This is a genomic window from Arthrobacter sp. NQ7, from assembly GCF_029581595.2.
GTDB classification, from domain to species: domain Bacteria; phylum Actinomycetota; class Actinomycetes; order Actinomycetales; family Micrococcaceae; genus Arthrobacter; species Arthrobacter phenanthrenivorans_B.
In genome coordinates this window covers 217,865-238,919 of the sequence record NZ_JARFXU020000005.1, presented here as the reverse complement: position 1 = coordinate 238,919, position 21,055 = coordinate 217,865, and the positions used below count along the sequence as shown (strand labels likewise).

General features: G+C 68.4%; 16 protein-coding genes. 12 read left to right on the top strand and 4 right to left on the bottom strand.

The window, feature by feature from the left end:
• Positions 1-126 precede the first annotated feature (126 nt).
• Positions 127-1,563 (top strand): dicarboxylate/amino acid:cation symporter, encoded by a 1,437-nt coding sequence (locus PUN71_RS08675; RefSeq protein WP_277798068.1) that lies wholly within the window; start codon positions 127-129, stop codon positions 1,561-1,563.
• Positions 1,564-1,681: 118 nt separating this feature from the next.
• Here PUN71_RS08675 and PUN71_RS08670 read toward each other — a convergent pair whose 3' ends face one another.
• Positions 1,682-2,245, bottom strand: a complete 564-nt coding sequence (locus PUN71_RS08670) for a hypothetical protein (RefSeq protein ID WP_277798067.1) — start codon at positions 2,243-2,245, stop codon at positions 1,682-1,684.
• Between the two features lie 196 nt (positions 2,246-2,441).
• On the opposite strand from PUN71_RS08670, the gene PUN71_RS08665 reads away from it, so the two are divergent.
• From PUN71_RS08665 to PUN71_RS08640, 6 genes are all read left to right on the top strand, one after another.
• Entirely contained in the window at positions 2,442-3,107 is a 666-nt protein-coding gene (locus tag PUN71_RS08665; protein WP_277798066.1) for a TetR/AcrR family transcriptional regulator, read from the top strand.
• A gap of 17 nt (positions 3,108-3,124) precedes the next feature.
• Positions 3,125-5,647: an MMPL family transporter gene (locus PUN71_RS08660; RefSeq protein WP_277798065.1), complete on the top strand. Its 2,523-nt coding sequence runs from the start codon at positions 3,125-3,127 to the stop codon at positions 5,645-5,647.
• 27 nt (positions 5,648-5,674) lie between these two features.
• The gene (locus tag PUN71_RS08655; RefSeq protein ID WP_043454880.1) at positions 5,675-6,319 is read left to right on the top strand and encodes a Maf family protein; all 645 of its coding nucleotides are present in this window, start codon (positions 5,675-5,677) and stop codon (positions 6,317-6,319) included.
• 130 nt (positions 6,320-6,449) lie between these two features.
• Positions 6,450-8,258 (top strand): acetyl/propionyl/methylcrotonyl-CoA carboxylase subunit alpha, encoded by a 1,809-nt coding sequence (locus PUN71_RS08650; protein ID WP_502860325.1) that lies wholly within the window; start codon positions 6,450-6,452, stop codon positions 8,256-8,258.
• Between the two features lie 15 nt (positions 8,259-8,273).
• On the top strand, positions 8,274-8,711 hold the full coding sequence (locus tag PUN71_RS08645; RefSeq protein ID WP_277798064.1) for a YybH family protein: 438 nt from the start codon (positions 8,274-8,276) through the stop codon (positions 8,709-8,711).
• Between the two features lie 61 nt (positions 8,712-8,772).
• Positions 8,773-9,504 (top strand): glutamine amidotransferase, encoded by a 732-nt coding sequence (locus PUN71_RS08640; protein WP_277798063.1) that lies wholly within the window; start codon positions 8,773-8,775, stop codon positions 9,502-9,504.
• Positions 9,505-9,559: 55 nt separating this feature from the next.
• Here PUN71_RS08640 and PUN71_RS08635 read toward each other — a convergent pair whose 3' ends face one another.
• Complete coding sequence (locus PUN71_RS08635; RefSeq protein ID WP_043454886.1) at positions 9,560-10,972, bottom strand: MFS transporter; 1,413 nt, start codon at positions 10,970-10,972, stop codon at positions 9,560-9,562.
• Positions 10,973-11,252: 280 nt separating this feature from the next.
• Between PUN71_RS08635 and PUN71_RS08630 the strand changes: the two genes are divergently transcribed.
• The 3 genes from PUN71_RS08630 to PUN71_RS08620 are packed head-to-tail and all read left to right on the top strand — an operon-like array spanning position 11,253 to position 16,424.
• The gene (locus PUN71_RS08630) at positions 11,253-12,665 is read left to right on the top strand and encodes an MFS transporter (RefSeq protein WP_043454887.1); all 1,413 of its coding nucleotides are present in this window, start codon (positions 11,253-11,255) and stop codon (positions 12,663-12,665) included.
• Between the two features lies 1 nt (position 12,666).
• Entirely contained in the window at positions 12,667-14,865 is a 2,199-nt protein-coding gene (locus PUN71_RS08625) for a molybdopterin oxidoreductase family protein (RefSeq protein WP_277798062.1), read from the top strand.
• Positions 14,862-16,424 carry an FAD-dependent oxidoreductase gene (locus PUN71_RS08620; protein ID WP_277798061.1) on the top strand — a complete coding sequence of 521 codons (1,563 nt, stop codon included), beginning with the start codon at positions 14,862-14,864 and terminating at the stop codon, positions 16,422-16,424. Before PUN71_RS08625 ends, PUN71_RS08620 begins: the two co-directional genes overlap by 4 nt.
• A 63-nt stretch (positions 16,425-16,487) precedes the next feature.
• On the opposite strand, the gene PUN71_RS08615 is transcribed toward PUN71_RS08620, so the two are convergent.
• Both PUN71_RS08615 and PUN71_RS08610 read right to left on the bottom strand, forming a co-directional pair.
• Entirely contained in the window at positions 16,488-16,736 is a 249-nt protein-coding gene (locus PUN71_RS08615) for a hypothetical protein (RefSeq protein WP_043454891.1), read from the bottom strand.
• Positions 16,737-16,874: 138 nt separating this feature from the next.
• Positions 16,875-18,290: an NAD(P)H-quinone dehydrogenase gene (locus PUN71_RS08610; protein WP_277798060.1), complete on the bottom strand. Its 1,416-nt coding sequence runs from the start codon at positions 18,288-18,290 to the stop codon at positions 16,875-16,877.
• A gap of 103 nt (positions 18,291-18,393) precedes the next feature.
• Here PUN71_RS08610 and PUN71_RS08605 point away from each other — a divergent pair, with 103 nt between their 5' ends.
• The gene (locus PUN71_RS08605) at positions 18,394-19,212 is read left to right on the top strand and encodes a purine-nucleoside phosphorylase (protein WP_277798059.1); all 819 of its coding nucleotides are present in this window, start codon (positions 18,394-18,396) and stop codon (positions 19,210-19,212) included.
• 58 nt (positions 19,213-19,270) lie between these two features.
• Positions 19,271-21,022, top strand: coding sequence for a phospho-sugar mutase (locus tag PUN71_RS08600; protein ID WP_277798058.1), 1,752 nt, complete (start codon positions 19,271-19,273; stop codon positions 21,020-21,022).
• Positions 21,023-21,055: the final 33 nt, after the last annotated feature.

Below are 21,055 nucleotides of genomic sequence, written 5' to 3'. Positions count from 1 at the left end.
TAAGTAACAAAAGCCGCTCCCTGCCTTGAATTCACGGGGTTTTCCCGTCCCAGACTAAATTGCGGGCGCGTAATATTTCTCAATGTTCTTTCGACGTGGTATTGGCCGGGGGTCTAGCTTGTTCTGGTGAGCACTCAGACAAGCACCCCATCCCCCGCGGGGAAGACCGGATTCCAGCTGCCCAAGTGGGCCGGCTCCTTCGGCTTCCAGATCATCGCCGCCCTCATCGTGGGCCTCGGCCTCGGCCTGCTGGCCAAGTACACCGGCAGCACCAAGGCCAACCCCAACGGACTCGGCGCCACCCTGCAGACCATCGGGTCCAGCTATGTGTCCCTCCTGCAGACGGCCGTGGTGCCGCTGATTTTCACTGCCGTGGTCAGCTCCATCTCCAACCTGCGCCAGGTGTCAAACGCCGCCAGGCTGGCATGGAACACGCTCCTGTGGTTCGCCATCACGTCCCTGATTGCCGTGCTGATCGGCATGGGCCTGGGCGTGCTGCTGCAGCCCGGCGCCAACACCGGCATCAGCGGGGAAGCCAAGTACACCGGCAAGTCCGGTGACTGGTGGGCCTTCCTCGTGGGCCTCTTCCCCAAGAACTTCCTGGGCCTGGGTGCCAGCTCCACCGTCGGCGACTCCGGCGCCGTCACCACCTCGATCAGCTTCAACGTCCTGCAGATCCTCGTGATCGCCATCGCCGTCGGCGTCGCCGCGCTCAAGGTGGGCAAGGCCGCGGAGCCCTTCCTCAACCTCAACGCCTCGGCCCTTGCGGTGATCCAGAAGGTCCTGTGGTGGATCATCCGCATCGCCCCGTTGGGCACCGTCGGCCTGATCGGCAACGCCGTCGCCGTCTACGGCTGGGACACCATCGGCTCGCTGGGCAAGTTCACCGTGGCCATCTACGCAGGCCTGGTGCTGGTGCTGTTCGTTGTCTACCCCATCCTGATCCGCAGCCACGGCCTGTCCATCAAGCAGTACTTCTCCGGCGTATGGCCGGCCGTCCAGCTGGCGTTCGTCTCCCGCTCCTCCGTGGGCACCCTGCCGCTGACCCAGCGCGTGACCGAACGCAGCCTGGGCGTCCCCCGGGCCTACGCGTCCTTCGCCGTCCCGCTGGGCGCCACCACCAAGATGGACGGCTGCGCCGCGATCTACCCCGCCGTGTCGGCAATCTTCGTAGCCCAGTTCTTCGGCATCCACCTGGACTTCAGCCAGTACCTGCTGATCGCCCTGGTCTCCGTCCTCGGCTCCGCGGCCACCGCGGGAACCACCGGCGCCGTGGTGATGCTCACCCTGACGCTCTCCACGCTGGGACTGCCGCTGGCCGGCGTCGGACTCCTGCTGGCCATCGACCCCATCCTGGACATGGGCCGCACGGCGGTGAACGTTGCGGGCCAGGCCCTGGTCCCCACCATCGTGGCCAAGCGCCAGGGAATCCTGGACGAGTCGCTCTACAACGCGCCGCGCAACGGCACCCCGTTCGTGGATGACAGCGCCACGGACGAAGCCGCCACCGACGGCACTACCGCCGATACCGCACCCCGCGAACTGCAGGATGCAAAGGCGTAATAACGGCCAGTCATGGAAGGCCCCCCGGGAGATTCTCCGGGGGGCCTTCCTGGGTTAAGGGTCAAGGTGCTCAGGGACCGGCGTCAGGGACCGGTGAGCCTCAGGATGCCGGGCAACGTCAGTGGCCGCCACCTCCGATGATTCCGTTCTGGACGGCCTTGGTGACCGCGTCGGCTTCTGCCTGGGTCAGCTTGCCGTCCGTGACAGCCTGGTCCAGGCGCGTCTTAAGCTCCGCGGCGCGGTCAGCCTGCGCCTCGGTACGGAGGTCCTGCAGGGCCTGCGTCACCTTCGCCTCGTCAATGCCCAGTGCTTCAGCCAGGGACTTGGCCAAGGCTGCGTCGCGGGTGGCCGGGTCGGGCCTTTGGCCCTCAGTGGGCGCGGTGGTGGGCTTGTTGGCCTCACGGAAAGCCTTCAGCGCGTCACTCACCTTGGTTTCATCGACGCCAAGCTTGGCCGCCAGCGCGGATGCCTGCACCATGCCGTGGCCGCCGCGGCCGCCGTGCCGGCCCATCCCGTCGCTGTCCGTCCCGGCGCTTCCGTCCGCTGAAGCGCTGGAGCTTGCGCTTGGCGTAGGGCTGGGCGTGGTGGTGGTTGCGGAAGCCATGCCGGCGAAGCCGATGCCGGCCGCAAGCGCCAGAGCTGCCCCAGACATGCCCAGGGTCATTTTCTTCGTGGGTTTCATATCGCGTCTCCTGCTCGGGCCGCCACCTGACGGCCGCTGATGGTTTGCCTCGTAGCGAGACATTCCAAGCATCGTGGGCCAGCTTCAGGAGAGGCTGTCGGAAACCTTTCGTTCTCCTGTGAATGCAGCCCCTTGCCTCTATGGCGCAGCCCCGCGAATCTTGCCCAGAGTGCAAAGTTGCACGTAGTGTAATGACATGCCCATATCCCCTGGAGCCGCCCCTGCTCCCCAGTCGCGGCGTGAGCTCAACAAGGCGGCAACCCGGCAGGCCATCACAGACGCCGCGCTGGAACTGCTGCGGGCCAGGGGCCCGGGAAATTTCACGGTGGAGGACATTGCGGAGGCAGCCGGCATCTCGCGCCGCACCTTCTTCAACTACTTCGGCACCACCGACGCCGCCCTTGCTTCGATCGTGCACGGCTTCCTGGACAACGCGATCCAGCAGCTGCGCCTCCGGCCGGCAGACGAACCCCTGCTGGAGTCCGCCCAGGCCGCGTTGATGGCCCTCGCCGACCCCAAGGCGGTAGCCCCGCTCGCCGAGCTCTTCACGCTGACGCAACAAAGCCCGCTCATGGCCCACACCGAGCTTGAGGCGTGGGACCACTGCCGCGGGCAGGTCTTTGCCGTTGCGCGCGAGCGGCTGGCCGGCACACCCGGCGGCCAGGACGAACTGTACGTCCACGCCCTGGCCGGATCCGTCATCTCCTGCGGAAAGGCTGCCATGGAAGTCTGGTTCAGCCGCCGCGGCCCGGACCTTTCAGCAGGGTCGCTGGCAGAACTCCGGCAGCTGCTCATCGACGCCATGGCCCTGCTGGGCACCGGCTTCACCACCCCCGCTCCATCCGCTTCCCGTTCCTCCTGATCAGATCGGTTCTCCGCATGGCACTCCTCCTCTACCGCCTCGGCAAGTTCTCCTACCGCCGGCGCTGGCTTGTCATCTCCCTGTGGCTTGCCGTGCTGGTCGCCGTGGGCGGCTCGGCCGCAGCGTTCCACGGGACCCTGTCCAACAACTTCCAGATCCCGGGGACTGAAACCCAGCGGATCGCGGACAAGCTCAAGCAGGACCTCCCCTCAGCCTCAGGCGGCAGCGCCACGATCGTCTTCGAAGCTCCCGACGGCGGGTTCACCAGTGAGAGCCGGGCCGCGGTGACCGACGCGCTGAAGAAACTCCAGGACCTCCCGGAGGTCCGCGGCACCGTGGACCCGTTTGCCACCCAGGCCCAGGTGGACCAGGCCGGCAAGGCCATCACGGACGGCGAGCAGCAGCTTGCTGCCGGGCAGGCACAGCTTGATGCCTCCCGCGCCCAGCTGGAGGCCGGCAAGGCCCAGCTGGCGGCAGCCGAACAGCAGCTCACCGCGGCCGGCGCACCGGCAGCGCTCATTGACGCGCAGTTGGGCCAGCAGAAGGCGGCACTGGCCCAGGGCCAGGCAAAGCTCGACGCCGGCACCCGGGAGCTGGAGGCCAACAAGGCCAAGCTGGAACTTGGCAAACGCCAGGCCCAGGCGGCCTCGGCCATCCGTTTCGTCTCCGAAGACAACAAGGCCGCGGTGGCGCAGGTGCAGTTCAACACCTCCATCAACGGCCTGGCCCCGGCGGTCCGCAAGCAGGTGCAGGAGATCGCCCACCAAACCTCCTCGGCAGGGGTGACGGCGCTGGCCAGCAAGGAAATCACCGAGGACATCTCTGCCCTGTTCGGCACCGCCGAAATCGTCGGCATCGCGGTGGCGGCCCTGGTCCTCATCCTCATGCTGGGCACACTGATCGCCGCCGGACTGCCGCTGCTCATGGCCATCATGGGCGTCGGTGTCGGCGTCGGCATCACGTTCGCGCTCTCCGGCCTGTTCGATATGAGCTCCATCTCCCCGATGCTGGCCCTCATGCTTGGCCTGGCCGTCGGGATCGACTATTCGCTGTTCATCGTCAACCGGCACCGGACCCAGCTCCTGGCGGGGATGGACCCGGAGGAGTCCGTGGCCAGGGCTAACGGCACCTCCGGCAACGCCGTCGTCTTCGCCGGCCTCACCGTGATCATCGCCCTGGCCGCACTGGTCGTCCCGGGCCTGCCCTTCCTCACGGTCATGGGCCTCGCGGCGGCCGGAACCGTGGCCGTCGCGGTACTCGTCGCCATCACCCTGACCCCCGCCATGCTGTCCCTGATCGGGCGCCGCATCATCTCCCGGCGGGCCTGGGCCAAGGCCGAGGCCCATAACGCCGAGCCGGGCCACGAAGCCGCGGACCTTGCAACGGACCGGGAACGGAGCACGCACGGCTGGGGCGGACTGGTCACCAAACACCCGTGGGTGGCGCTGGTCGCCGGTGTCCTCCTGCTGGGGACCCTGGCCCTTCCTGCCACGCAACTGCAGCTGGCCCTGCCCGATGGCGGCTCCGAACCGGTTGAATCAGAGGCCTACCAGGCCTACGACCTGACGGCCCGCAGCTTCGGCGAAGGAGTCACCGGGCCGATCGTGGCCGTGGGCGAGTTCCCCGCAAACCTGGACGCGGCCCAGGCGCAGAAGCTGCAGTTCGACATTGCGGACAAGCTCCGGGCCGTGGATAACGTGGTGGCCGCCGTGCCGGTGGCACTCAGCGAGGACCGCCGGACCGCCGTGTTCCAGGTCATCCCCAAGGAGGGCCCGGCCAGCGCCAGCACGGTCAAGGTGGTCTCCGAGCTCCGCGGCCTCAACGGGGAAATCCAGTCAGACTACGGCGTCGCCATGGGACTGACCGGTCAAACCGCAGGCAACGTGGATGTCTCCACCAAACTCGGCGACGCCCTGCCGCCATACCTGGCCATCGTCGTCGGACTTTCCCTGGTCCTGCTGCTGCTGGTGTTCCGTTCCATCGTGGTCCCGCTGCTGGCCACGGGCGGGTTCCTGTTGTCCCTGTCCGCCGCGTTCGGCGCCGTGGTGGCCGTGTACCAGTGGGGCTGGCTGGGGAACGTCTTCGACGTGGCCAACCCCGGCGCCGTCCTCAGCTTCCTGCCCATCATCCTGATCGGCGTGTTGTTCGGCCTGGCCATGGACTACCAGGTGTTCATCGCCTCCGGCATGCGCGAAGCGTTCATGCACGGCTCATCCGCAAAGGAAGCGGTCCGGGTGGGCTTCCGGCACGCAGCCGCGGTGGTCACCGCCGCCGCGATCATCATGGTCAGCGTCTTCTCCGGCTTCATCTTCAGCCACCTCACCATGGTCCGGCCGCTGGGCTTCGCGATGGCCTTCGGCGTCCTGTTCGACGCGTTCGTGGTGCGCATGACCATCGTCCCGGCCGTGATGTACCTGCTGGGCGAAAAGTCCTGGTGGCTGCCGCGCTGGCTGGACCGGATCCTGCCGGACGTGGACGTTGAGGGCGCGAAGCTCAACCGCGGCCAGGCGGAACCGGCCCCCGGCGAGCTCGTCCACTAGGGCCAGCTGGTCCACTAGGCTGAAGCCGTGCTCCATCTGATTCTTGCCTCCCAGTCCCCCGCCCGCACCAAGCTCCTCGCCGAGGCCGGCATCCGGCACACCGTGCTGGTGTCCGACGTCGACGAGGAAGCCGTCCAGGCCCGGTACGGCGTCACCGATCCGCACGACACCGCGCTGCTGCTGGCGCGGGCCAAGGCCGAAGCGGTGGCGTCGCTCCCGGAGGCGGAAGGCGCCCTGGTGCTGGGCTGCGACTCGGTCTTCGAATTCGACGGCGAGGCGCACGGCAAGCCTTACACCGCCGAGGTCGCCCGCGAACGGATGCTCCGGATGAGCGGCAGCGCAGGCGTGCTGCACACCGGGCATTGGCTGGTGGACTGCAGGGACACGGACGACGACGGCGCCTCCGGCCGCGGCTCGGGCGCCACACTGGGGGCGGTCGCCTCAGCGGAGGTTGCCTTCCTGGAGATGGACCCGGAGGAAATCGATGCCTACATCGCCACCGGGGAGCCGCTGCACTGCGCGGGTTCCTTCACCATCGACGGCCTGGGCGGGGCGTTCATCCGGAAGGTCGACGGCGACCCGCACGCCGTCGTCGGCCTCTCCGTTTCCACCCTCCGCGGCCTGCTGGCTGCCGCCAACGTGCGCATCACCGACCTCTGGCCGCCGCGCTAAAGCGCTCTATTTTCCGGTCGGCTTGTAGCTTCCCTACAAAGGAAGGCTGCTTTACACGCGGATTCCGCAAGTAATATCGGCGGAACCCTCAAAACCGCGCTAGGCTCCCTGAAGGAAAGAAGGAGACGCCTTGTCAGCAAATTTGGAGCAGTCCGCAGGTACCACGCAGCCCAGCCTCACAAAGGTGCTGATCGCCAACCGGGGTGAAATCGCCGTGCGCATCATCCGGGCGGCCCGGGACGAAGGCCTCGCCTCGGTGGCTGTCTACGCCGATCCGGACCGCGACGCGCTGCACGTCCGGCTCGCTGACGAGGCCTACGCCCTGGGCGGGACCACCGCGGCTGAGTCCTACCTGGTGATGGACAAGATCATGGACGCCGCCCGCCAGTCCGGCGCGGACGCCATCCACCCCGGCTACGGCTTCCTGGCGGAGAACGCCGAGTTTGCCGCCAAGGTGATTGCCGCAGGCATCACCTGGATCGGCCCCTCCCCGGAGGCCATCTCCGCCCTGGGCGACAAGGTCCAGGCACGGCACATCGCCGAGAAGGTGGGCGCTCCCCTGGTCCCGGGTACGGCAGACCCCGTGGAGTCCGCGGCCGAAGTGCTGGACTTCGTGGACCGGCACGGGCTGCCCGTGGCCATCAAGGCTGCCTTCGGCGGCGGCGGACGCGGCATCAAGGTGGCCCGCACCCGCGAGGAAATCCCTGAACTCTACGAATCCGCGGTCCGTGAGGCAACGGCCGCCTTCGGCCGCGGTGAATGCTTCATCGAGCGCTTCCTGGACGCGCCGCGGCATGTGGAAACCCAGTGCCTGGCCGACGCCCACGGCAACGTGGTGGTGGTGTCCACCCGCGACTGCTCACTGCAGCGGCGCAACCAGAAGCTTGTGGAGGAAGCGCCCGCGCCGTTCCTCACCGAGGACCAGAACCGCCGGCTGTACGAATCCTCCAAGGCCATCCTGAAGGAAGCCGGCTACCTGGGCGCCGGCACCTGCGAGTTCCTGGTGGGCCAGGACGGCACCATCTCCTTCCTTGAGGTCAACACCCGCCTCCAGGTGGAGCACTGCGTCTCCGAAGAGGTCACCGGCATCGACCTGGTCCGCGAGCAGTTCCGGCTGGCCCGCGGCGAAAAGCTGGGCTACGGCGATCCCGAGGTGCGCGGGCACTCCATCGAGTTCCGTATCACCGGCGAGGATCCGGGCCGGAACTTCCTGCCGGCCCCCGGCACGCTCCGCGTCCTCAAGAACCCCACCGGACCCGGCGTCCGCGTGGACTCCGGTGTGGAGCAGGGCGACGTGATCAGCGGGAACTTCGACTCCATGCTGTCCAAGCTCATCGTCACCGGCGCCAGCCGCCCGCAGGCCCTCCAGCGCGCCCGCAGGGCACTGGAGGAAATGGTGGTTGAAGGCATCCCCACGGTGATTCCGTTCGACCTCGCGGTGGTCACCGACCCTGCGTTCGCACCCGCCGAAGGCCCGTTCACGGTCCACACCCGCTGGATCGAAACCGAGTTCACCAACAACCTCCCGGCGTGGACTCCGGACGCCCCGGCCGACACCGATGGCTCCGCCGAAGACCGCCAGCGCGTGGTGGTCGAGGTGGGCGGCAAGCGACTCGAAGTGGTCCTTCCCGCATCCCTGGGTACGCCGGGAACGGCAGCAGCCGCCACGAAACCGGGCAAGTCCAAGAAACGCTCCCGTGCTGCAGGCCCCGCCGCCGCCACCGGCAACGCCCTGACCTCCCCCATGCAGGGAACCATCGTCAAGGTTGCCGTGGCCCACGGCGACGTGGTGGCCGAGGGCGACCTGGTGGTGGTGCTCGAGGCCATGAAGATGGAGCAGCCCCTCACCGCACACCGGTCCGGGACCATCACCGGCCTGACGGCAACCGCCGGCGAGACGGTGTCCGCGGGCGCCATCATCGCCACCATCGAAGACTAAAGGCGGTCCGGCAGCATGCTCGCACCCAGCTTCCAGGAAGAAGTGGACCGCTACCACCAGGCGGTTCCCGAAATCACCCGGGGCAACCCCGAACCCATCAAGGACCTGTACTCCCGGCTGGACGACGTCACGCTGGCCAACCCGTTCGGCGGCATTGCCCGCGGCTGGCCGCAGGTGGAGGCCCGGCTGGACCAGGCCGCACGGCAGTTCCGCGACGGCGAAATGCTGGGCTTTGACACCATTACCTCCTACACCGCCCGCGACACCGCCTACCTGGTGGAAACCGAGCATTTCCGGGCCCGCCTGGAAAATGCAGCGGCAACCGAGGAGTTCGCGCTGCGGGTCACCAGCATCTTCCGCCGCGAGGAAGGCTACTGGAAGCTGGTGCACCGCCATGCCGACCCCGCGGCCCGGCCGCAGTCCCGCCGCTCCCTGACCCAGCCCACGGCGTAGCCGCCGTATCCGGGCAGCTGCAGTGCTGGCAGGGGGCGCCGGGAGGATGCAGACTTAGCACATGCTGCCTTTCCTGCTCCTGGCCTCCCGCGCGGAGGACGCCGCCGCGGAGGACGAGTACGCTGCGTATCTGAAATACGGCGGGCTTGAAGAGCGGGAGCTGCGCCGGGTCAGGTTGGAGGCGGCTCCCTTGCCTGCACTGGACCTGTCCGGGTACTCCGGCGTCATCGTCGGCGGCAGTCCCTTCACCTCGAGCGATCCGCCGGAGCACAAAAGCCCCGTCCAGCACCGGGTGGAGCGCGAACTGTCGGCCCTCCTGGACGAACTGGTGGCCCGCGATTTCCCCTTCCTGGGTGCGTGCTACGGCGTGGGAACGCTCGGCACGCACCAGGGCGCCGTCATTGACCGTACCTACGGTGAGCCGCTCGGCGCCGTGGAGATTGAGCTGACGGACCAAGGCCTGCAGGACCCGCTGCTCCAGGGGATGCCAAGGACGTTCACTGCCTTAACCGGGCACAAGGAGGCTGTCAGGTCCCTGCCGCCGCATGCGGTGCTGCTGGCCCGGGCCGCCGGCTGCCCGGTGCACATGTTCCGCATCAGGACCAACCTGTACGCCACCCAGTTCCACCCGGAACTGGACGCGGACGGCCTGGTGACGCGGATCGACATCTACCGGCATGCCGGCTACTTCCCGCCTGACTCCGCGGAGGAGCTGATGGACAATGCGCGCAGGTTCACGGTCACCGAGCCAATGACCGTACTGAAGAACTTCGTGGCCCGCTACGCCCGCTGAAAACGGCGATGCCCGGCGGGCCGAAGGGCCGCCGGGCATCGCCGTAACAGGTGGGTCAGGCCACGTTGTTTTCGTAGTCGAGGTCCCGGGTTTCGCGGCTGAGGAACAGCGCGATCAGGGTGAGCACCGCCATAACGGTCAGGTAGACGCCCACCAGCACCGGGCTGCCCTTGGCGTATTCCCAGAGTGCGACGGCGATGAACGGGGCAACGGCCGCACCCAGGATGCTGGAGAAGTTGTAGCTGATGGCCGAACCGGTGTAGCGCACGTTCGTGGGGAACAGTTCCGGCAGCAGCGCACCCATGGGCCCGAAGGTCAGCCCCATGAGGGAGAACCCGATGATCAGCAGGGCCATGGTGCCCACGAAGCCGCCGCTGAACAGCGGGACGAACAGCAGGCCGAAGACGAAGATGCCGGCGGTGACGGCAATCAGCATCTTGCGGCGGCCGTACTTTTCGGCGAGCGGTCCGGAGACCAGGGTGAAAATACCGAAGAAGACGACGCCGGCAATCAGCATCCAGAGGAAGTCGTTGCGGGTGTAGCCCAGGCCGGGGACGAACGCGGCAGCTGCGGCCTCGCTCATGGGCTTGCCGGCCTTCTCCGCCGCGGCCTTGGCAGCTTCGACGCTGGCTGGCTTGGTGCCGTAGGTCAGGGTGAAGGTGGTCATCAGGTAGAAGAGCACATAGGTAGCCAGCATGATGAAGGTGCCCAGGATCAGCTGGCGCCAGCTGGTCTTGAAGACGCGGCCCAAAGGCAGCTTGGCCACCTCGTTGGATTCCAGCACCTTGGTGAAGGCGGGCGTCTCGATGAGCTTGAGGCGCACGTAAAGGCCGATGATCACCATGATGGCGCTCAGCAGGAACGGCACCCGCCAGCCCCAGTCCATGAAGGCCTGGGGGGTCAGCGTGTAGCTGGCCACCAGGAAGATCACGTTGGCGATGATGAATCCGATGGGCGCACCGAGCTGCGGGAAGGTCCCGTAGATGGCGCGCTTGTTGGCAGGGGCGTTCTCGGTGGCGAGCAGCGCGGCGCCGCTCCATTCACCGCCAAGGGCGAGGCCCTGGGCGAAGCGCATCACGACGAGCAGGGCCGGTGCCCAGAATTCCCAGCCTTCCACCTTCGCGGTGGGCAGGCAGCCGATGAGGAACGTGGCGATACCCATGGTCAGCAGCGAAGCCACCAGCGTGCCCTTGCGGCCGAATTTGTCGCCGAAGTGGCCGAAGACGATCGAGCCGAGCGGGCGGGCGATGAAGGCCACGCCGAAGACGGCAAAGGAGCTCAGCAGCTGCGTGGTTTCATTCGCGCTGGGGAAGAAGAGCTGCGGGAAGACAAGCACGGCGGCGGTGGCGTAGACGTAGAAGTCGTAGAACTCCACGGTGGTGCCGATCAGGCTCGCGACGATGACGCGGCCGCGGGAGTTCACCGGCTGGTGCGAACCAGGCACCTTGGTGGTATCGGTGGATGACATAGGTAAGCGCTTTCGTGAGACCGGCCGGGTGCGGACAGGGCTGCCTCCCGGCTCAAATAGTTAGAGTTCGATCTTACTTGCCTACGTCCAGTCAATGGACGAAACGTCCATTATGCGGACCTGTGTTGTGCGTCCCACGTTCTGGTCCTTTCACCGGCGCCTCACGTTCCCGCCGCCGGGCGGATAGGCAAAAGTCACAGCGCGGAAACAAAGATCGCCCGTCCTCGAAACGCGCCGTACCTACCTTGGAGGAACAACATCCCCCCAAAGGAGGCACCCCGTGACTGTTGACCGCACCGTCGATGCCGGCGTACAGCCCGGCCCTACCCGCGCCACAGACGCCCCTGCCCTTGAATTCCGCCCCGGCCGCTGGATCGCCAACTGGGATGCCGAGAACAAGGAGCAGTGGGAGACCGCCGGCCGCGCCATCGCCCGCCGGAACCTGAACTGGTCCATCTTCGCCGAGTTCCTCGGCTTCGTGGTGTGGCAGCTGTGGTCTATCGTGGTGGTCCAGCTCCCCGCCGCAGGCTTCACCTTCTCCACCTCGGAGATCTTCTGGCTGATCTCCATGCCCAGCCTGGTGGGTGCCACCCTCCGCATCCCCTACACCTTCATGGTCCCGCGCTTCGGCGGCAGGAACTGGACCATCGTGTCCGCCCTGCTTCTCCTGATTCCCTCCACCGGACTGGCCCTGTGCGTCTCCAACCCGGAAACGCCATTCGGCGTCATGCTCCTGGTGGCAGCCCTGGCAGGCTTCGGCGGCGGCAACTTCGCCAGCTCCATGGCCAACATCACCTTCTTCTACCCGGCCAGGGAAAAGGGCTGGGCGCTCGGCCTGAATGCCGCGGGCGGAAACCTGGGTGCCGCCGTCGCCCAGCTTGCCGTGCCCATCGTCATCACCCTGCTGGCCGCCGGCACCGTCAACCTTCCCATGGCCGGCTGGATGTGGGTTCCGCTCATCCTGCTGGCCGCGTTCGGCGCCTTCAAGTACATGAACAACCTCACCAGCGCCAAGGGAGACGTGGCCGGCTCGGTGGCGGCGCTCAAGGAACCGCACCTGTGGGTCATGGCACTGCTGTACATCGGGACGTTCGGCTCGTTCATCGGCTTCGCCGGGGTCTTCCCCAAGCTCATCAAGGACTACTTCCCGGCGTTCTCCTCCATCGCCGTCGGTACCGTGGCCCTGTCCCTGGCGTTCCTCGGCCCCCTGGTCGGCTCGCTGGCCCGCCCCTACGGCGGACGCATGGCGGACCGCATGGGCGGGGCCCGGATGACGGTGGCCGCTTTCGCCTCGATGGCCGTCATCACGCTGACCATGATCTGGACCCTGCCCCTGAAGAACTTCGTGCTCTTCCTGGTCCTCTTCCTGCTGCTCTTCACCGCCAGCGGCTTCGGCAACGGCGCCACGTACCGGATGATCCCGGTCATCTTCGCCACCTCCAGCCGGGCTGCCCGCAAGGGCGCAAGCACGGTGGCCACGCAGCGCCTGGCCTCCTCGGCCCTCGGCCTCATCTCCGCGATCGGCGCCTACGGCGGCTTCGTGATCCCCCAGGTCCTGAACGCCTCCAGCGCCGCCAGCGGCTCCTACACCCCGGCTTTCTACGGATTCGTCGGCGCTTACGTCCTGATGCTGTTGGTCTGCTGGACCTGCTACATCCGCAACGCCGGCCGGAACGCGATGGGACACGTCTAACATGACCACCAGCGCCGCCACGCACTGCCCCTACTGCGCCCTGCAGTGCGCCATGACGCTCACGTCCCCGGCGGACCTGGCCCCGGCTGCACAGCCGGGGCCAGGTCCCGCACCTGCTGCACCCGGGGCCCGTGCCGTCCTGGAAGTAGCCGGCCGCGACTTCCCCACCAACCGCGGCGGCCTGTGCCGCAAAGGCTGGACCTCCCCCTCGCTCCTGAACCACGCCGGCCGCATCACTGAGCCGCTGCTGAAGGGCGCCGACGGCGTCCACCGCCCCATCGGCTGGGACCAGGCCCTGGACCTTGCCGCCGCGGCAGTCAAGGATGCCAGAGCGAGCTACGGCGCGGACGCCGTCGGGGTGTTTGGCGGCGGCGGCCTCACCAACGAAAAGGCCTACCAACTCGGCAAATTCGCGCGCCTGGCCCTGGGCACCTCACGCATCGACTACAACGGCCGGTTCTGCATGTCCTCCGCCGCCGCAGCAGGGATGCGCGCCTTCGGTGTGGACCGCGGCCTGCCGTTCCCGCTGGAAGCCCTGGACACCGCCAGCACCATCCTGATGCTTGGCTCCAACGTTGCCGAGACCATGCCGCCGTTCGTGCAGCACCTCCAGGGTGCCCGCGATGCCGGCGGCCTGATCGTGGTGGATCCCCGCCGCTCCGCCACGGCAGCCTTTACCGCCGACGGCGGCGGCCTCCACCTCCAGCCGCTTCCCGGCACCGACCTTCCGCTCCTGCTGGGCCTCTCCCACGTGGTCATCCACGAAAACCTGGTGGACACGGCCTTCATCGGGGAACGCACCTCGGGCTACAGCGCCGTGGTCCGCAGCGTCAACTCCTTCTGGCCGGAACGGGTGCAGTCCCTTACCGGCGTCCCGGCAGACCTGATCCGGGAGACCGCCCGCATGCTTGCCGCCGGGGCCCGGAAGGGCGGCAGCTACATCCTCACCGGCCGCGGCGTGGAACAACACGTGGACGGCACGGACACGGCCACCGCGGCCATCAACCTCAGCCTCCTCCTGGGCCTGCCCGGTTCGGCGCGCAGCGGATACGGCACCCTCACCGGCCAGGGCAACGGCCAGGGCGGCCGCGAGCACGGCCAGAAGGCGGACCAGCTGCCCGGATATCGCAAGATCACCGATCCCGCCGCCCGCGCCCACGTCGCGGCGGTCTGGGGCGTTCCCGAGGAGACGATCCCGGGACCGGGCCTGCCTGCCGTCCAGTTGCTGAAGTCGCTGGGACAGCCCGACGGCGTCCGGTGCCTTTTCGTGCACGCCTCCAACATTGCCGTGGCAGCACCCGATGCCAACGCCGTGATCGCGGGCCTGCGGAGCCTGGACTTCCTGGTGGTATGCGACTTCTTCATGTCCGAGACCGCCGCGGAAGCGGACCTCATCCTCCCCGTGCTGCAGTGGGCCGAAGAGGACGGCACCCTGACCAACCTGGAGGGACGCGTCCTGCGCCGCCGCCGCGCCATCTCCCCACCCGCCGGTGCCCGGAGCGAACTGTGGATCATGGCCCGCCTCGCGGAGCGCCTGGCGGCCCCATCCACCTACAGCGAGGACCCGGAGACTGTCTTCGAGGAACTGCGCCGTGCCTCGGCGGGAGGCCTGGCCGACTACTCCGGCATCGACTACGCCATGCTGGACCGCGGCGAGGCGGCCTACTGGCCGTACCCCGCCGGCAGCACCGGCACGCCCCGGCTGTTCCAGGATGGCTTCGCGCACCCCGACGGCAAGGCGGTGCTGGTCCCGGTGGTGCCCCGCCGCCGTCGTACTCCCGGGACCGGCCCCCAGCCCGGGGGCCGGACCATGAACCTCATCACGGGCCGCCTGCTGGAGCACTACCAGTCCGGTGCCCAGACCCGGCGGGTGGCCGAACTCCTCGCGGCCCGGCCGGAAGCAATGGCACAACTCCACCCGGCGGCAGCGGAGGCCATGGGCATCGCCGACGGTTCCCTGGTGTCGGTGGCCAACGGGCGCGGAGAAGTGGTGTGCCGGGCTGAGCTCAGCACTGCCATCCGCCCCGAGACGGTCTTCCTGCCCTTCCACTTCCCGGGCGCCGAAAGCGCCAACCGGCTGACCGAGGCGGCCACCGACCCCGTCTCCGGGATGCCCGAGTTCAAACTGAACACCGTGTGGGTCCGGCCCGTGCCGGCGCCCGGTTCCGCCCGCATTTTGCAAACGACGGAGGCCAGATGAGCGAGCAGATTGTCATTGTGGGATTCGGTCCCGTAGCCGCCAGGCTTGTGGACGAACTCCTGCCCGCTGTACGCAGCGGGGAGGTCCGGCTGGCCGTCGTGGGCGAGGAAGCCGAAGCCGCCTACAACCGGGTCCTGGTGGCGGACCTCGGCGTAGGCCGGACCACCGCGGAGGCGCTGGCCCTCTCGGATGCGGCCGGCCTGGTGGCTGAGGGCGTCGACGTCCGGCTGGGCGTCCGCGTCCGGCGCGTGGACCGCGCCCGCCAGCAGGTGCTCCTGTCCAGTGGCGACTCCGTCCACTACGACCGGCTGGTGTTCGCCACCGGCTCGCGGCCGGTCATCCCCAACCTCACGGGCATCAACCCGGACCCAGCCTCCCCGGTCCTGCCGGCGGGCGTGACGGCACTGCGGGACCTTCGCGATGCCGACGTGCTCCGGCGGGCGGTGGACGGCGGCAAGCGCGTCGTGGTGCTGGGCGGCGGCGTCCTGGGCCTGGAAACAGCCCTCGCCGCGGCCGAGGAGGGCGCCACCGTGACGGTGGTCCACAACGGCCCGCACCCGCTGGGACGCAACATCGACCGTGGCGGCGGAGCCGTCCTGGCTGCGGGGCTGCGCCGCTGCGGCGTCCGGATGGCTGGAAACGCGCGTTCAACAGGCGTTGAGCACAACGGGCCCGACGGCGGATTTTCGGCTTTGCTTCTTGACGACGGTTCGGCGATCGACGGGGACCTGCTGGTCATCTCGTGCGGCGTCCGTCCCCGCACGGAACTGGCCGAAGGCTGCGGGCTTTCCACCGGCGCCGGGATCCTGGTGGACCACCGGCTGCGGGCGCACCATGAGCCGCATATCTTCGCCATCGGCGACTGCGCCGAGGTACGCTGCCCGGCCCCGGACTGCGCGGCGTGCCGCAACGCCAAGGGTCCAGCCGGGCTGGTGGGTCCCGGCTGGCGCCAGGCTGAATGGCTGGCGGAGTACCTGACCCTGCTCGCCGCCGGCGCCGTCGACGACGCCGAAGTCCTGCCGGAACTGCCGGCGGAACAGCCCGGCGTGATCGTCCTGAAAGCCCGCGGCCTGAACATGGCCGTGGCCGGCGACAACTCCGCCGATCCGTGGGACGAGGACGCCCTCACGGCAGGCGCCGCCCAGGGCCGGCCGCGGCTGCAGGTGGCCCAGTGGTCCGATCCCGAACATGGCCGCTACGTCAAAATGACCACGCGCGGGGGCGTCCTGGAAGGCCTGGTGGCCGTGGGCATGCCCCGCACCGCGGCGGAACTGGTGGGACTCTTCGAACGGGGCGCAGAACTGCCGGCCGACCGGTCGCTGCTGCTGCGCCTGGACGGACCGGACCAGCCGCAGGCGGCGGGGCCTGCCGATCCCGCCGGCACGGTCTGCCGGTGTGCCGGGGTCAGCGGTTCCACCATCACCGCAGCGGTGGCCGATGGCTGCTCCACCGTGCCGGAGGTGTCCAGGGCCACCCGCGCCGGCACCGGCTGCGGCGGCTGCCATGAGGACATCAAGGGCCTGATCGAGCGGCACTTTCAGGTCGTAACGGCGGCCTGACGGGCGGTGGAGGGCTTCTGAACGACCGCTGGGCCGGCACTTCGGTGCCGGCCCACTGGCCTGCTAGGCCTGGGACCCGGAATCAAGTTCCCCGCCGGCCACCGCCTCGGCATACTTGGTCAGGTCCGGCCCGGGCTGGAAGTCCACGAACTGGTCCTTCAGCTTCTCGAACAGGAACTTGTAGACCTGGTCCTTGTCTGACCCCGACAGGGAGGAGGCCGCTTCCTGGACCGCTTCCTGCAGCGCCCGGTCAGCGTCCAGCAGGATCTTCTCCCGCGCCTGGTCGTTCCATTTCACGTCCTGCAATTCCATGCGCTTCTCCTACCGTCGACTGCTGGTAAAGGAACGGCCGGGAACTTCGCTATGAAGTCCCGGCCATACCTCGTCCGAGTCTAGGCAGATGCCCGTGCAGCGGTCCAGCCTCCCAAACCGCTGCCGGCTGCGGAAGTCCTACATATGGACGTGCAGGCGGCGGGCTGCCTCGGAAATGGATCCGGTCAGCGACGGGTAGACGGTGAAGGTGCTGGCGACGTCGTCCACGTGCAGCTTCTGCTTGACCGCGATGGAGATCGGGAAGATGAGCTCGGAAGCGTTGGGGCCCACCACCACGCCGCCGATCACGGTTCCGGAGCCCTTGCGGGCGAAGATCTTGACGAACCCATCCTTGGCGTTGCGCATCTTGGCGCGGGCGTTGCTGCGCAGGGAGAGCTTGATGACATCGGCCTGGTACTTGCCGGACTCGATCTCGGCCTCGGACACGCCGACATTCGCGATTTCGGGCGAGGTGAAGATGTTGGACGCCACCTGGTGGAGCTTGAGCGGGGTGACGCCGTCGCCCATGAAGTGTGCCACCGCGATCCTGCCCTGCATGGCGGCCACCGATGCCAGGGGCAGGACGCCGGTGCAGTCACCGGCGGCGTAAATGTTGGGCGCCGTGGTGCGGGAGACACCGTCGACCTTGATGTGGCCGCTGTCGCTGACGGCCACCCCGGCTTCCTCGAGGCCGATGCCGGCGGTGTTGGGGATGGAGCCCAGGCACAGCAGGCAGTGGCTGCCGGTCACGGTGGAGCCGTCGGCGAGGGTTACGACGACGCCGTCGTCCGTGCGTTCCACGCTCTGGGCGCGGGAGCGGGAGAGGACGCGGACGCCGCGGCGTTCGAAGACTTCCTCCAGTACCACGGCGGCGTCGACGTCCGAGCCGGGCAGGACGCGGTCGCGGCTGGACACCAGGGTGACCTTGGAGCCGAGGCCGTTGTAGGCGGAGGCGAATTCGGCGCCGGTCACGCCGGAACCCACCACGATGAGTTCTTCGGGCAGTTCGTCCAGGTTGTAGATCTGGGTCCAGTTCAGGATCCGCTCCCCGTCCGGGCGGGCGGTATCCAGCTCGCGGGGGTGGGCGCCCACGGCCAGCAGGATGGTGTCAGCCTCGACCGTCTCAGTGCCGTCCACGGTCAGGACCTCGATGGTGTGGCTGTCCAGCAGCCGGCCGGATCCGGTGATGATCCGCACGCCCTGCTTCTCCAGTCCGTCGCGGATGTCCTGGGACTGGTTGCGGGCCAGGTTGAGGAGGCGGTCGTTGATGTGCTTGAGGTCGGCGCGCATCACCGGAACGAAGTCCCCGCCGTCGACGTCGAACTTGACGCCCAGCTCGCCGGCTTCGGCAACCCGGGTCATCAGGTCTGCCGTGGCAATGAGGGTCTTGGACGGAACGACGTCGGTCAGCACGGCCGAGCCGCCGAGCCCGGCGCGCTCGATGATCGTGACCGTCGCCCCCAGCGAGGCGGCCACCATGGCAGCTTCATATCCGCCGGGACCACCTCCCAGGATTGCGATCCGGGGGGAACTGAAATCTGGATGCGTAGTCACAGTCATCCATTCTCGTCCATTTCCGCCTGACCACCAAGAATTCCGGGCGCTTTCCGGGTCAGCCGTGACGGACGCAACAGGGCCGGCAGGATAACTTGTACTGGTGAGTACTACAGACTTCCTGAACACGGACCCGTTCGCCGCCGCCCGCGCCGCCGCGGACTACATCGCCGAGGAGACAGGCGTGGACCGCCACGACACCGCCCTGGTCCTCGGCTCCGGGTGGGGCGAAGCCGCCGACCTGATCGGTGAGACCACCGCCACCTTGTCCGCCGACGAAGTGCCCGGCTTCCACGCCCCCGCCGTGGAAGGCCACGTGGGCACCATCCGGTCTGTACTGACCAAGGACGGAAATCGGGCCCTGGTCCTGGGTGCCCGCACCCACTACTACGAGGGCAAGGGTGTCCGCGCCGTGGTGCACGGTATTCGGACAGCCGCAGCGGCCGGGTGCAGCACCCTGGTCCTCACCAACGGCTGCGGCGGACTCAACGAGACCTGGGCCCCCGGCACCCCGGTGCTGATCAGCGACCACATCAACCTCACCGCTGCGTCCCCGCTGGAGGGCGCCACCTTCGTGGACCTGACGGACCTGTACTCCGCCAGGATCCGGAACCTGGCCCGCGAGGTGGATCCCACCCTGGACGAGGGCGTGTACGCACAGTTCCCCGGCCCGCACTATGAGACGCCGGCCGAGGTGCAGTACGCAAAGCGGATCGGCGCGGACCTCATCGGCATGTCGACGGCGCTGGAGGCCATCGCAGCGCGGCATGCGGGCATGGAGGTGTTCGGCATTTCGCTGGTCACCAACCTTGCGGCCGGCATCAGCCCCCAGCCGCTCAGCCACCAGGAAGTGCTCGAATCCGGGCAGGCGGCAGGGCCGCGCATCTCCCGGCTGCTGGCCGACATCATCGCCCGGCTCTAACCCGGTCGCGGCCCCCGGGTGCATCGCATGGGCGGGCAATGACGATAGCGTTATGCCCATGACGACTGCCGATGCCGAACTTCGCCTGCTCGCCGAGGCCCGTGAGTGGGCCGCCCAGGACCCGGACCCCGCCACCAAGGCATCGCTCCTTGAGCTGGTGCGCCTGGCAGGGGACGGCGATCCCGCGGCGCGGCAGGAACTGGAAGACAGCTTCCGCGGCACCCTGCAGTTCGGCACCGCCGGGCTGCGGGCCGCACTGGGTCCCGGGCCCAACCGGATGAACCGCGTGGTGGTGCGCCGCGCCGCTGCCGGCCTCGCCGCCTTCCTGGTTGACGCCGCGGGCAGGGCTGCTTCGGGAACCCGGCCCCGCGCCGTCGTCGGCTATGACGCCCGGCATAACTCGGACGTCTTCGCACTGGAAACGGCCGCCATCTTCACCGCCGCCGGCATCGAGACTTTCCTGCTGCCAGAAGCCCTGCCCACTCCCCTGCTGGCGTACGCCGTCCGCGCCCTGGACTGCGACGGCGGCGTCATGGTCACGGCCAGCCACAATCCGCCGCAGGACAACGGATACAAGGTCTACCTGGGCCGGCACGCGGTTGCCCCGGACGGCGAGGGCGCCCAGATCGTGGCGCCCTACGACGCAGAAATCGCGGCCCGGATCAGTGCCGTGGGACCGCTGGAATCCATCGCGCTGGCCACGGACGGGTGGACTGTCCTGGACGGCTCGCTGGCAGCGGAATACGAGCGGGCGACGGCGGCCCTCGCCATGCCGGACCGGTTCCCCGCGCGGGACCTGCGGATCGTCCTGACGCCCCTGCACGGCGTGGGCGGCGGGACGGCGCTCGACGTCCTGCGCTCGGCAGGTTTCACGGATGTCACCGTGGTGGCCGAACAAGCCGAACCGGACCCCGATTTCCCCACGGTCAATTTCCCCAACCCGGAGGAACCGGGCGCGCTGGACCTTGCCCTGGAAGCGGCCGCAAAGCTGGACGCCGACCTCGTCATCGCCAACGACCCCGATGCGGACAGGGCTGCGGTGGCGGCGAAGGACCCCGGCACCGGCGCCTGGCGGATGCTCCGGGGCGACGAAGTGGGTTCACTGCTGGGTGCCCACATGGCTGCCCGGCTTGCCGACGGCCCTGCCGCGGGCACAGATGCGGACAGCCCCGGTGTTTTCGCCAATTCGATCGTTTCCTCACGGCTGCTGGCACGGATTGCCGCCGCGGCCGGCTTCGCCCATGAGGAAACCCTCACCGGATTCAAGTGGATCTCCCGCGTCCCCGGCCTGGTCTACGGGTACGAGGAGGCCCTGGGGTACTGTGTTGCGCCGGACCTGGTGAAGGACAAGGACGGCATCTCCGCCGCGGTCCTGATTGCCGAACTCGCGGCCACGGCCAAGGCCGCCGGCAGGACGGTCTTCGACACCCTGGACGAGCTGTACCTTCAGCACGGCCTGCACGCCAGCGACCAGCTGAGCATCCGGGTGGCGGACCTGGGCTTGCTGGACGCCATGATGAACCGCCTGCGGGTCTCACCGCCCGAATCATTCGGACAGTCTGCGGTGGAAGTCTTCACGGACCTCGCCGAAGGCAGCGGCCAGCTTCCGCCCACCGAGGGCCTGCTCTACGTCACCCGCAACCTGACCCGGGTGATCATCCGGCCGAGCGGCACGGAACCGAAACTCAAGTGCTACCTCGAAGTCATCCACCAGGTGGGCACGGCGGCCGAACTGCCCGCAGCGCGCCAGGCGGCCCGTGCGTCGCTCGATGAGGTCCTGCAAGACATCAGCGAGGCGCTGGGGCTGTAGCCGGTCCTTAAGCACAAGGAGGGCGCCGGGCAT